The organism is Protofrankia sp. Cas3, assembly GCF_963555955.1.
GTDB lineage: Bacteria > Actinomycetota > Actinomycetes > Frankiales > Frankiaceae > Protofrankia.
The window spans coordinates 1-12986 of sequence record NZ_CAUVXP010000168.1; the positions used below are offsets into that span (position 1 = coordinate 1).

14 protein-coding genes and 1 pseudogene are annotated in these 12986 nt (G+C 68.2%); 3 read left to right on the forward strand and 12 right to left on the reverse strand.

The window, feature by feature from the left end:
- Positions 1–236 (forward strand): annotated as a pseudogene (locus U9983_RS23015) (TIGR00300 family protein); the annotation flags it as partial.
- A gap of 83 nt (positions 237–319) precedes the next feature.
- Here the strand turns inward: U9983_RS23015 and U9983_RS23020 are convergent.
- The 11 genes from U9983_RS23020 to U9983_RS23070 form a co-directional block, all read right to left on the reverse strand.
- Positions 320–1309, reverse strand: a complete 990-nt coding sequence (locus tag U9983_RS23020) for an ROK family glucokinase (protein ID WP_322756017.1) — start codon at positions 1307–1309, stop codon at positions 320–322.
- On the reverse strand, positions 1306–1842 hold the full coding sequence (locus U9983_RS23025; RefSeq protein WP_322756018.1) for a hypothetical protein: 537 nt from the start codon (positions 1840–1842) through the stop codon (positions 1306–1308). The genes U9983_RS23020 and U9983_RS23025 overlap by 4 nt, the downstream gene beginning before the upstream one ends.
- On the reverse strand, positions 1839–3089 hold the full coding sequence (locus U9983_RS23030) for an ArsA family ATPase (protein WP_322756019.1): 1251 nt from the start codon (positions 3087–3089) through the stop codon (positions 1839–1841). The genes U9983_RS23025 and U9983_RS23030 overlap by 4 nt, the downstream gene beginning before the upstream one ends.
- A 15-nt stretch (positions 3090–3104) precedes the next feature.
- A complete protein-coding gene (locus U9983_RS23035; protein WP_322747416.1) occupies positions 3105–3539 on the reverse strand; it encodes an SRPBCC family protein in 435 nt (144 codons plus the stop codon).
- A 220-nt stretch (positions 3540–3759) separates the two neighbouring features.
- Entirely contained in the window at positions 3760–4527 is a 768-nt protein-coding gene (locus tag U9983_RS23040; protein WP_322756020.1) for a metallophosphoesterase family protein, read from the reverse strand.
- A gap of 132 nt (positions 4528–4659) precedes the next feature.
- Positions 4660–5787 (reverse strand): glycosyltransferase family 4 protein, encoded by a 1128-nt coding sequence (locus U9983_RS23045; protein WP_322756021.1) that lies wholly within the window; start codon positions 5785–5787, stop codon positions 4660–4662.
- Positions 5788–5829: 42 nt separating this feature from the next.
- The gene (locus U9983_RS23050; RefSeq protein WP_322756022.1) at positions 5830–6699 is read right to left on the reverse strand and encodes a hypothetical protein; all 870 of its coding nucleotides are present in this window, start codon (positions 6697–6699) and stop codon (positions 5830–5832) included.
- Between the two features lie 130 nt (positions 6700–6829).
- Positions 6830–7147, reverse strand: coding sequence for a hypothetical protein (locus U9983_RS23055; RefSeq protein ID WP_322756023.1), 318 nt, complete (start codon positions 7145–7147; stop codon positions 6830–6832).
- Positions 7148–7296: 149 nt separating this feature from the next.
- Positions 7297–8616 (reverse strand): NYN domain-containing protein, encoded by a 1320-nt coding sequence (locus U9983_RS23060; protein WP_322756024.1) that lies wholly within the window; start codon positions 8614–8616, stop codon positions 7297–7299.
- On the reverse strand, positions 8613–8849 hold the full coding sequence (locus tag U9983_RS23065) for a hypothetical protein (protein WP_322747411.1): 237 nt from the start codon (positions 8847–8849) through the stop codon (positions 8613–8615). Before U9983_RS23065 ends, U9983_RS23060 begins: the two co-directional genes overlap by 4 nt.
- 179 nt (positions 8850–9028) lie before the next feature.
- The gene (locus U9983_RS23070; protein ID WP_322756025.1) at positions 9029–9424 is read right to left on the reverse strand and encodes an HIT family protein; all 396 of its coding nucleotides are present in this window, start codon (positions 9422–9424) and stop codon (positions 9029–9031) included.
- A gap of 341 nt (positions 9425–9765) precedes the next feature.
- Between U9983_RS23070 and U9983_RS23075 the strand changes: the two genes are divergently transcribed.
- On the forward strand, positions 9766–11547 hold the full coding sequence (locus tag U9983_RS23075; protein WP_416211493.1) for a DEDD exonuclease domain-containing protein: 1782 nt from the start codon (positions 9766–9768) through the stop codon (positions 11545–11547).
- Positions 11548–11647: 100 nt separating this feature from the next.
- Entirely contained in the window at positions 11648–12433 is a 786-nt protein-coding gene (locus tag U9983_RS23080; RefSeq protein ID WP_322756026.1) for an SDR family oxidoreductase, read from the forward strand.
- A gap of 34 nt (positions 12434–12467) precedes the next feature.
- Here the strand turns inward: U9983_RS23080 and U9983_RS23085 are convergent.
- The coding region (locus tag U9983_RS23085) for an ABC transporter permease (RefSeq protein WP_322756027.1) at positions 12468–12986 on the reverse strand (519 nt) is incomplete at its 5' end.

Genomic DNA, 12986 nt, shown 5'->3' on the forward strand with positions numbered 1-12986 from the left:
GTGTCGGATTCGCGATGATGATCGCCTCGATGCTGCACTCGGTGGCGACCGGTAACATCCTGCCCGCATCCATCCCGGTGGCCTGTGTGGACATTGACCCGGGCAATGTCGCCACCTTGGTCGACCGTGGATTCGCCCAGGCTGTCGGTGTCGTCACCGACACCGGCCTGTTCCTGGAACAGCTGGCCCAGGAACTGGTCGCCGACTACCGTCCCGTCCCGGGGCGCGACCGTTGACGCAGCACGCCCGGACGGCAGTGTGCCTGGACGGTCCCGGTCCCGGCCGCGACCCCGGGTCCGGGGTCTGCGACGACAAACGATCAGGTTCGGGCCAGGTCGGCCGCGCCGATGATCCCAGCCGGCGGCCCGAGCTCCGCCACGACAATTTCCGCCGCAGGCCGGTGTTCGCGACCTGACAGATTGTAGTAAAACTCCGCCCGGGCCGGGCCGAGCAAAAGATCACCCGCTTCAGCCACGCCGCCACCGACGACAAAACGGCTCGGATCAAGGACGCTGGCAAGGCTGGCAAGCCCGCGGCCCAGCCAGCTGCCGACCTCCTCGAAGCACTTCACCGCGAGCGGGTCGCCCTCCCGGGCGGCCTCGGTGATCGTCGGACCGGTGAGACCCGCCATGTCGCCGTCCGCCAGCTCCAACATCCGCCGGCCGGCCGCGGGCGAAGCCATGACCAACTCATGGGCGGTCCGGAGCAGTGCGCGACCACTCCCATACTGCTCGAAGCAGCCCCTGTTCCCGCAGCCGCACGGCTGACCTCCGGGCACGATCTGCATGTGCCCGATCTCCCCACCGATCCCGAAATGTCCCCGGTGCAGCCTGCCGTCGAGCACGATCCCGCCGCCGATGCCCGTTCCCACGGTGACGCACAACAGGTCGTCGTGACCGCGGCCGGCGCCGAACCGGTACTCCCCCCAGGCCATCGCGTTCGCGTCGTTCTCGACGACCACCGGCAGGCCGGTCCGGGCGCTCACATCGTCCCGCAGCGGCTCGTTACGCCACGCGAGGTTCGGCGCGAACAGGATATGTGACCGCTCGCGGTCGATCCAGCCGGCCGCTCCGATGCCGATCGCCTCCAGCGGCCGGGGCGCGACGGCGACCCGCAGTTCATCAACTGCCGCGACGATCGAGTCGACCACCGCGGCCGGCTCCTTGGTGGGGGTCGGCCAGCGGACCGAAGCCAGGATCGCCCCGGTCGCGTCGACGACGCCCGCGGCAACCTTGGTTCCGCCGACATCCACGCCGACCACCAGGCCGGGCTCCGTTCGGTTCCGCCCCGACGTCGTTGCGGCAATCATTCGACATCGATCCTCTGAACGCGCGACCGGGGCCGCGGTCGCTCGGTGGTGCCTGCCTGCCTGTCTGTCCCATCGTGACCGTCGGCGCCTTCGGTGACGTCCGAAGCGGGACCGGCGAGGATTGCCCGCAACGCCGCGGTGAGCGACGTCGCGGCGGCGAACAGATGCGCTGTCACCTCCGGACGGCCCGCGGCCAGCATGGCGACAAGCCGACACACCGGACACACCTGGCACACCGCGATCGAAACCCCACCAGACCGATTGTCCTGATGGCCGTCCGAAGAACCATTATGGGCGCCACTGCCACATCCACTGCCCGCGACACGATCAGACAACGGTTCACCATCGAGCCCCGCCGCCGCCGCGTGAGGATCACTGCCCACACCGTCGGTACTGCCGGTCGCGTCGGTACCGCCGGTCGCGCGGTGGCCGGCGGCCCCGCCGTGCAGCGTCGGGTCGACAAGCATGTCCCGCAGGGCAGCGGCCAACAGGGCAGCTTCCCGCGCCAGCGGCCCGGCCATGTTAGGGGTCATACACGTACCCAAAGGTCTGGATTAGGCACAAAGGAGACTATCAGGAGATCGTCTCGCAGTGCCGCGCCGCGCACGTCACACCGGCGCAGCGCTGAGGGCAGGGTGAACAGCCGCCGCTGGGAGCCGACGGACACCATCAGCTCGTCATCCCCGATCCGGGCAAGATTGATCTCGGATCGATCCACGAACGGCAGACTCAGCGAGAGCGCGAAACCGTCACCTGCGCGCTCGACGCGCAGCGGTCCGCCGTCGCCTGGTCCGCCGTCGCCTGGTCCGCCGTCGGCCGGTCCACTGGCGGCGGGTCCGCCAGTCCCGAGAACACCCACCGGGTCCAGGCCCGGGTATGCGGCCGCCGCGAAGGCTGCCAGCTCCTCCAGGCCGATCGGCTCACCAGCCCGGTAGGCCGCGCGAAGGACCGGGATCGGTGCGAAGGACCGCTCGACCTCCAGCAGCTGCTCGCGGTGGACGGCCACCCAACCGGCCCGCCAGGCGTCGGCGCCGGCCTGGGTGTGCACCCGGTTGGCCACCACCGCGTCCACGCCGAAGCCGTGCAACGCCAGCGCCGTCAACGCTGCGCGGGTCTGCCCCACCACCACGCTCTCCGGCGTCAGGACAAGCCGGACGCTTGATCGCGACGGGTCCGAGAGAACCTCCCGAACTTCGTTCATGATCTCTCGCAGGCGTGCGGCAGCCTCGATCAGCGGTTCCGTGACAGCGCCTGCCACGTCGCCACGCCCGAGCAGGCGGGGACCGGGACGCAGCAGGCGGGCAACCCGGCAGTCATCCGGGACCATCCGGCGCAGATACCACGACAGGGTCTCGGGCAGCGTCAGCAGCCGCAGCAGCTGCGCGACGGGGCCGGTGTCAACTACGACGACCTCGTAGTCCCCGGACCTGATCTGGTCAAGCAGATGCAACAGCGTGAGCACCTCCGCGGCGCCGGGCAGAACCATCAGCTCACCAACGTCGATCGGTTCGGTTCCCGTCACCTCCCAGAGGCGCCCGAAGTACCCGCGAAGAACCTGCCACTGCTCCTCGAACACCCGCTGAACGTCCACCTGCTGCGCGAACAGGCCGGACTCGATCTCAACGGGAACGTCGGCCAGCGGATGGTCCAGGACAGCCGCAAGGCCTCGCGCCGGATCCGCCGACAGCACCAGGGTCCGGCTGCCGCGTTGAGCCGCCAGCGTTGCCGTTGCCGCGGCGACCGTGGTCGTCCCGACGCCCCCCTTACCGGAAAAGAGCACGCATCGCACGCGCTGTCAGCTCTCGAGGTACTTTTTGAGATCTTTCAGCGCGGCGTCGACCACGCCATTCTGGACCTTGCGCCGGAGTAGACCGGGAATTTTGATCTTAAGTTCGACAGTCAGGTCGTATACGACCTCGGTCGTGCCATCACCACGATCGCGCAGGGCGTAGCCACCGTCCTGAGAGATCGTGTTTTGTCCCTCGACGAGCGTCCAACGCACCGACTCGTCGCCCGACCAGGTGTACTCGATGACGAACTCTTCCTTCGCCACCATTGCGTTGATCAGAAAACGGGCCTGGTGCGGGCGACCGTCCGGTCCGACCGCGACGACCTCGGATCGTTCCACAGGCCCTGACCAGGTTGGATACGCAGCGATGTCGGCAATCGCGGCCATCACCTTCACTGGCTCAGCATTGATCGTAACGGTGGCTCGGGCTTGATCCGCCATCGGTGACAGTGCCTCCACAAACTATCCGGGCATGCCCGGCGTCGCTGACATACCGGTTGCCTGACATACCGGTTCTCCAGGTTCCTCGGAGTCTCCCGGAGCTCGGGAACCCCGACGCGGGAAGAGCTATGATCGCACAGCCTTCCGCCCGCTGGAGGCCAGGATAATCATCGTGACCGGTCGTCGAGGCTACCGGATGGCCCGCAGGCCCGTACGGCCGTTACCACTCCAGCACGAACGGCGTCCCCCGGGCGTTGAAATGCCCGACGTTCACGCACCGTGTGCGTCCGATCTCGAGAACCTCCCGGTATGGCTGGTGGACATGCCCGAAAAGCACATACCTGGGCTGGATCTCGTGGATGGCCTCCAGCACCGCCACGCTGCCCCGTTCGTAACGCCGAGCGACCGTGTCGTACACGAGCTCAGGTAGGTGCGGCGGAATGTGGCAGCACAGCACATCCACCACCCCGAGGGCGGCGACCTTCGCGGCATAGACATCATCGTCGATCTCGTAGGGAGTGCGCATCGGAGTACGCAGACCGCCGCCCACGAAGCCGAAACGCAGCCCACCGATCTCGGTCGTCTGGCCGTCCAGGAGCGTGACACCGTCGCGCAGGTAGTCCTGATAAAGATGCGGAAGATCCACATTGCCATAGGTCAGAAAGGTCGGCGTCGGAAAAGCATCGAACATCTGTTCGTACTGCTTGCGGATCGCCCCTTCGATGACCTCCTGGCGATTGTCACCCAACGTCTCCCACAGACCACGAGACCAGTCCCGAGCCTCGTCGAAACGCTGCTCGGTCCGTAACTGAATCATTCGTCCAACCGCCGTCGGACCAAACAGGTCCCCCATTATCCCACGACCGTAATCGCGGTAGTCCACGTAGAGAATGAGATCGCCCAGGCAGACAAAGGCGTCGGCGCCCTTCCCCGCGGCGGCAAGCGCGTCGGCACGCCCATGGACGTCACTGACCACGTGGACCCTCATGCCCGGTCAGTCTAGCCTCGAAGATTCATGTCACGATCACAGATCATTTTGATCTCAAACTGTCCACGAAAGTGGGAACCCTCCACTTGTGGGCATGGGTGCGCACAACGCCGCCGACGCCCGTCCGGGCCGCTATCCGGGGGACGCGATCAGGTCATGCAGCCTGGCCGCGAGGACGTCCCAGCGCCAGGCCACCTCGACCCAGGCACGGCCGGCTGCACCCATCGCCCGCGCGCGCTCGGGATCGGCCAGCAGACCTCCGACAGCATCGGTGATCTGCCCCAGGTCACGACCGTCGACCACCATGCCGGTCCGCCGATCGAGCACCGCGTCCGGCGCTCCGCCGCTGCGCCCGGCCACCACCGGCAGACCCGTGGCAGACGCTTCCAGGTAGACGATGCCGAGCCCCTCGACCTCCAGGCCGCCCAGCCTCGTCCGACACGGCATGGCGAACACATCGCCGGCGGCGTAATGGGCGGGCAGTTCCTCCCACGGCACGGAACCCGTCATCACCACATGCTTGTCCACTCCGACCTCACGGGCCAGGCGGGCCAGCGACGCTCGGTGTGGTCCCCCACCGACCAGCAGCAGGGCTGCTCCGGGCACCCTGCGACGCCAGGCCGGCAAGGCTCTGATCAGCATGTCCTGACCCTTACGCCCGACCAGTCTGCTCACGCACACCACGACCGGGCGGTCGATCAGCCCATGGCGTTTGCGGATGTCGTCACGCCCGACACCCGGTCGGAAGAACTCGGTGTCAACGCCGCTGGGCAACCTGGTCAGGGTCGGGTGACGGCCGAACGCCGGTGCGAGGCGCACCTTGGTGTAGTCGGTGAGATAGGTCACGGCGTCAACCGACCGGCCGATCCTGCGCAGCACCTGGCGTGCACCCGGCAACGCTGCCCACCCGACCTCATGGCCGTGGGTACTCGCGATGATCCGGCGCACTCCCGGATCGCGGCGCAGCCCGGTCGCGAGCAGTCCCAGCGGCGCCGCGGCTCCGAACCAGACCGCATCGCAGCCGTGCGACCGGGCGATCCCCCGGGCCCGGTGCAGCACGTCTGGCGTCGGCAACATCATCGAAGTCGGATGGCGCACCACCGGGAAGGGCGCGGCGGCGTCGAAGGCCGCCGCGCCCTTCCACGCGGGGGCGTACACGGTCACCTGCGTACCGGGAAGCCGACTGGCAAAATTATGTACATATGCCTGAATTCCACCCGGACGGGGTGGAAAATCGTTGGTCACAACAAGCACCTGCATCGGGCCATGTTCTCCTGTTCCGCGGACGGCTCGGCAGCCGGCTCAACCCGGTGGTCGCACGTCGGCGTCGGTTGACAACCGCGTACGCAGATACGACCTCCAACGGAGGACGAACCCGGCCTCGGTAGTGCCGAGGAACGCCTGAAAACCGGCGGCCAGCCGGGTACGCGGGTCGCCTTCTCCCGACCCCACCCGCCGGTAGAAACCGATGAGCCCGTCCATGCCGACCGTGTCCGCAATCAGCCTGCAGGCGAGCCAGGCCTCCTGATAGCTGCGGGGAACCGTCCCATCCGCGACGGTGAACGCCGCGTCACCCGGCAACGCATCCGGCAGCCGACCAGACCGGACCTCAGCCGCAAGCTCGGTAGCTGCCCGTGTCACGCTCAGGGCGACCTCGGCATGGCCCACGGTCTCGGCGAGGCCCTCGACCAACCAGGTGGGGGTGCCAGAGCCGGTCACATCCGCGCTCGCCAGGTGGGTCAGCTCGTGACGCAGCACCACCTGTCGGCCCTCAGCTGAAAGCCGTTCATAGACATCGGGGTTGATGATCACACGCGCGGCTTCCCGGGCCGACGGCCCGCCTCCGTCCATCGCGGGAATCAGTACGACAGCGGCCTCACCGTCGGCACTCACGCGGCCCACCCGGGCGTGGAACCCCGCGGCGTCGCCGGGAACGTCGACCACGACATCAGCCGACCAGGGTCCGTCCCAGACACCACGCACGTATTGCAGCGCGTCACCGGCATCGCGGCGAACCTGGGCGAGCTGCGTGGACGACGCACCATAGCCCGTGACGGTGAGCCGCGATGTGGTCTGCGCCCGGACCGCACCAGCATGATCCCAGGGAGCGACGGCGACCAGCAGCGCCCCCACGGCAGCTACGGCGAGGACAACCGCCACTGACACAGCCACCAACGAGCGTCGTCGCGGCCACCGTTTCAGCTGTTCCGGCGTGCCAGACTGCGGCGGTTGTTCCACCGTGCCACCCGGCGGCGCTGCCCAGGCCCCCGATTGCGGACGGCCTTCGCCACTGCCGCGGCGGTCAGCCGGCTCGGCGTGCACGTCCACGTGAGCGTTGCACGGGCGAGGTCGAGGACGAGGACGAGGACGAAGGCCGCGAAAGCCCGGACCCAACGGGCACCAAGGCAACAGGGGACGGGACTGCAGGAGGCAACGCGACCGGCACAGGCTGCGGCCACGGCGTCATCGGCGGCACCAGGCCGGCATCCGCCAGCACCGCCAGCGCCCGCTGTTCGGCCTCGTCCCAGTCGGCCACACGTTCGGGCGCGAGCAGGAGGTGGAGCACACAGTCACCACAGGCATCCCCGCGAACCACGCAGGTGTCACAGTCGATCAGCATCGTGTCCGCCTTTCCGGCCGGCTACCGGCCGGCTACGTCGAGATTTCTCAATGCCTTCGGCAACACGAGCGCCGTGTGCCGCCGAGACGCAACGTAGCCGCAGGGTCCGACAACTTCTCGCGACCGTTGAAGCGCACAGGCCAGCCGACTCAGGACCGGTCGAGGCGCGTCAGCAACGCCGCGGACGGGATCGGCCGGGCACCTGACATCCGGCTTGTCTCCGCCACCTCCCGGTCGGAGGTCACCACAGCCACCGGACGGCCCGCCGGCTCGGCCCGCACCAACCGGATGATCTCCTCGTCGGCAAGCTGGCCGGACCGGCTGAACACCACCCGCACCCCGCGAGGCGCGGTCACCCCAACCGGCCGCGCGATCACCGCGGTCGCATCGAAGACCACCGTGATCTCGCTCTCCGGCGCACGTCCGACCAGTGCACCGAGCCCCGACAACAACCGCGCACGCTGTGCCTGCAAAGTCAACGATCCATAGCCACGTTTGGTCACGTTGTAGCCGTCAACAATGAGGTGAACGCCGGGGATCGCGAGGACCTCGTCGACAACCCCGGGATCGTCCTCGGCGAGGCCGCGCGCGCCCACTCCGCAGAACGGATCGAACAGTATCGCGTCATCATCCTCGCGCCCGGCGACATCGGCGGGCCGCCGTACCGCCGTCGGCAACGAGAGCTCCTTTCGGAATCCGTTCGCGGCAGCCATCAGGGTGTCGAGCAGAACGCGCAGGCGGACATCCTCCACGGATCTGGCTTCTCGGCTGCCGCGCCGTGCCGCGGCCAGCGCGGCCTCAAGCTCGGTGACCCGCTGTCGCAGCCGACGGGTTTCGGTCTCGGCCTCACGGGCCGCGGTAACCGCCTCGTCACGCATCCGCTCAGCGGCTTGCACGGCATCCTGGGCGTCCAGCTCGGCCCGACGGATCCGGTCAGCGGACGATCGCAGCCGCCTGCGGGCATCCTCGACCTCGGTCCGGGCCACGGCCAGGCGGTCGCGCAGTTGGTCGCTCTCAACCCTTGAGCTGCGCTTCAACGCCTCAAGTTGATCGCTCAGACGCGCGGCGGTCCCGGCAGCCTGCGCGGCGAGCGCCGCCGCCGCCGCCTCGGCCAGCTCCTGGGCCGCAGCCTCGACCATCCGCTCCCAGCCAGGTAGACGCAGGACATAGGCGACGGCCGCGATCTCCTCCGGTGGCGCGGCTTCCGGCGGTCCCTCGGCCGAGGAGAGCGCGGCCACGAGGTCGGGCAGGGCGAGCCGGACCCGCTCGGCCACCCGCCCGCGAAACACCGTGTCGTTCGCGATCGCGGCGGCCAACGGCGTAGCTCCGAGCCGGGCACGTCGCGACGGGATGAAGCGCCGCACCGCGATGAGCGGGGCCGGCACATCCTGCTCCGCAAGGTCTGCGAGGGTGTCGGCGGCAAACGCGACGACCTGGGCCCGGACGTTGGGCGGCAGTGGCTCGCTCACCCGGACGCCGGCCGAGGCTCGCACACCACGCTGTCCACCGCACCGCACCAACGACACCAGACGTGTTCGATCTTCTCGTCCACGACGTCCCGTTCCTCCACGCGGGAGGCACCGGCAAGATCGACGTGGACGTAGTCCCGTGACCGCACCGTCCTCGCCACATCGAAACGGGTCAGATTACCGCATATCCCGCACCGCCAGCGGGTATGCGGTCCGGGCAGGTCGACGGGCACGGCGCAGACTCCGGGGCGCGATGGGAACAACGATGACGCACCAGCGTATAGGGCGCAGCCCGACCCCTCCGGATCGCCGGCGGTCTCTGACGATTCGCTCCAGCCCCGATAGTCTCAATAGCCCGAATAGCTCGATTTACGTACTTCGTCCAGGCAAAATGTCAATACGCTGGCGTGACCTACTTCAGGGCGGCCCGGATCCGGTCAGCCGCGTCATCCAGCGCTGCCGGGTCGGGATTTTGGTCAGCTCTGGCAAAGGAAAGCTCGGCCTCGGACTCGATCGCGACGATGTGTACGTGGACGTGGGGTACTTCCAGGCCGGCCAGCAGCGCGGCCACCTTCCGGGGGTGGAACGCCCTGTCCACTGCCCGGCCCACCGTGGCCGCCGCGCTCCACAACTCCCCCAGCACGTCCGATGGAAGATCAATCCAGTGGTCGACCTCGAGCCGCGGGACCACCAGTGTGTGCCCGGGTGTGAGTGGGGCGATCGTCAGGAACGCCACGCAGTGATCGTCCTCATAGACGATCCGCCCGGGCAGCTCGCGATTGATGATCCGGGTGAAGATGCTGGCCATGCCCGGACACTATCGGCATCCGAGCCGGTCAGATGAGGGGCCGTACGGTGCTCACCACAGGTGGTCGCGAGGGGTTCGCCCCGCCCTGCGCGTGATACCTCACTAGCCGGCACCGCAGCCGTAGGTCAAAACTGCTGCCATTGCGGCGAAAGTCACCTACCCCTCGTGCCGCCACCGGCCGGGCGTAGGTAGAAACGGTCGTTATCATGACAGAAACCACCTACCGGAACGGGTGCGGACGGCAGGCCCGGCTGGCAATAGGGTCTCGCGGGCTGTCCCTGTCAGCCACGGAACCAGTCCGAGGCTGAAGCTGTCCGAGGCTGGCTGTACCTTGCGCGGGCATGAGCCCGTTCTCGCCAGCGCCGGGAGGCCACCATCGGACCGCGCCGACGCCGTTCTCGACGTCCCCGGCCCCGGCCCCATCCGGGCTTGGACCCGGACCTGGACCTGGACCACGGCAGGCCAGCTTCGAGGAACTGGGCCGGCCCCTGCGGGATGTCACCTTTGTCGTCGTGGACCTGGAGACCACCGGCATCCGTACCGCCGACAGTGAGATCACCGAACTCGGCGCGGTCAAGGTCCGCGGTGGGCAGGTCCTCGCGGAGATGGCCACGTTGGTGCGGCCCGCCGCACCGATACCGCCGTTCATCTCGGTCCTGACCGGAATCACCAACGCGATGGTCGCCACCGCGCCGTCCATCGACGCCGTTCTGCCGGCCTTCCTGGAGTTCGCCCACGGCAGCGTCCTGGTCGCCCACAACGCCCCCTTCGACCTCGGCTTTCTGCGGGCGGCGTGCGCACGCGGCCGCTACCCGGTCCCCGACTGGGAGCATCTGGACACCGTCCGCATCGCCCGCCAGATCGTGACCAAAGATGAAAGCCCGGACTGCAAGCTGGCGTCGCTGGCCCGCCTCTTCCGCGCCGACAGCGAGCCGAGTCACCGGGCGCTCGCGGATGCACGCGCGACCGTCGCCGTCCTGCACGGACTGTTCGAACGGCTCGGCACTCTCGGCGTGACCACCCTGGAGGACGTCCACGGTTTCACCCGGAAGGTCTCCCCAGCACAGCGGCGCAAGCGGCATCTGGCGGACGGGCTGCCGACCGGTCCCGGGGTCTATGTCTTCCGCGATCGCGCCGGCCGGCCGTTGTACATCGGGACCTCACGATCGGTCCGCGCCCGGGTCCGCTCCTACTTCACCGCAAGCGAGCCGCGGGCACGGATGGCCGAGATGGTGGCGGCGGCCGATCGGGTGGAGGCGATCGCGTGCGCGCATGCGCTGGAGGCCGAGGTTCGTGAGCTGAGACTGATCGCCGAGCACAAACCCCCGTACAACCGCCGGTCGCGGCATCCGGAGCGGGCGGTCTACCTACGGATCACCGACGAGCCGTTTCCACGGCTGGCCCGGGTGCGGGCGGTTCGCGACGCCGGCACCTATCTCGGCCCGTTCTCAGGTACCGCCGCCGCCGATCTCGCCGCGGCCGCGATCCACGCGGCGATTCCGCTGCGGCAGTGCACCGCCCGGTTGTCGCCACGGCGGTCGGTGCCGGCCTGCGCTCTCGCGGATATGGGACGGTGCGGAGCACCATGCGACGGGCGGGAAAGCCTGCAGGACTATGCCCGGCATGTGGAGGCGGCCCGTCGGGCCATGACCACCGACCCGTCCGTGATCGTTGCCGCCGCGCGGACGCGCATCGACAGCCTCGCCGCCCAGCAGCGCTTCGAGGACGCCGCCGTCGAGCGGGACCGGCTGCTGGCCTTTCTGCACGGCGCTCAGCGGCTGCAACGGCTGTCGGCGCTGGCCGGCGTGGCCGAGATGACGGCGGCAGCGCCGACCCCCGAGGGCGGTTGGGACATCGCGGTGATCCGCCACGGCAGACTGGTCGCGGCGACCAGCACACCGCCACGCACCGATCCGCGTCCCTGGATCGCCGCGACACAGGCCAGCGCCGAGACCGTGCGCCCGGGCCCCGGGCCCACGCCGTGCGCCAGCGCGGCGGAAACCGAGCGCATCCACCACTGGCTGTCCGGACCCGGTGTACGTCTGGTCAACGTGGACGGCGAGTGGGCCTCACCCGCGACCGGCGCCGCTCGGGAAGTGTTCCGGCTGGGACGCGCCCGCTGACAGGCATATATTAGCGACATTTCGGCCAACGCCTCGACCCGTGCCTCATATCGGCATACTTTTGCACCACTTGTGACCAGTATCCGATCGAGGAGAGCACATGGACCTGGGCCTGAAGGACAAGGTCGCCGTCGTCGCCGGCGGCAGTCGCGGATGCGGTCGCGCGATCTCGGTCGAGCTGGCGAAGGAGGGTGCCGCGGTCGTCCTGACGGGTCGTCAACCCGACATCGTGGAGGCGACCGCCGAGCAGATCGAAAGCACGGGCGGCAGCGCGCTGGGCGTGGTCGCGGACATGACCACCACCGCGGGAGCCCTCGAAATCATCGAGGCAGCGCGACGTGCCTTCGGAGCACCTGACATCCTCGTGACGAACCCACCCGGCCCGCTACCCGGCGACGACTACGGACGGGGCTTCCTCAACTGTTCGGACGAAGATTTCCTGCGCACCAACGACCAGTTCATCATGAGCCAGGTCTACCTGACCCGGGAAGTCATTCCGAGCATGATGGAAAAAGGCTGGGGACGTCTGGTCAACATCGCGTCGATCTGCCTCAAGACCCCGCACCACCGCGATCCGCTGGTGCTCGCCAACCTGCGGGTGGGCATCGCCGGAATGATGAAGACGCTCGCCGAGGAGTACGGCGAACACGGCATTACAGCCAATATCGTGGCAACCGGGCCCTTCCGAAGCGAGCTGGCGGAAGATTACCTCAGATCCCAGAACGTCAAGGACGAGGCGTACTACGCGCAGGAGGTCCCCGTCCGTCGCTGGGGACGTCCGGCCGAAATGGGAGCCCTCGTCGCGTTCCTTTGCTCCGAGCAGGCCGCTTTTCTGACCGGTGAGACCATTCGTCTGGACGGTGGCTACAGCAAGAGCCTGTTCTGACTCAGAGTCACACCGGCATCTTCTGCCTTCCTGATCAGCGCGCCAGTCGGCCGAGCAGAGCGCTGGCGGTGAGGATCGTCAACACCGCGGAGCCCGTGAGGACGGTGAAATCCAGCATGAGATGGCTGTCTGTGCCGATAAGCAGGCCGCGCAACGCGTCGACAAGATAGCTCAACGGGTTGAGATAGCTGGCCACACGGACCCAGGTCGGCATGATCGCCACCGGGTACAAAGCGTTACTAGCGAAGAACATCGGCATCATGATTGCCTGGCCGATCCCCATCAGCCGGTCCCGGGAGAGCACCAGCCCGGCAATCACGATCGACAGGCACGCGAAGAACCCCGAACCGATCACGACCGCGACCATCGCGCCAAAGATCTTCAACGGATTGGCGGTCAGCCCCACGCCGAGCACCGCTGCCAGCAGTAGGACGACGACCACCTGTATCAACGCGCGCACGCCGGCCGCGAATGCCTTACCCGTGACCAGCGCCGTGCGGGGTGTCGGTGTCACCATGAGTTTGGCCAGGACGCCCGCGTCCCGGTCCCAGAT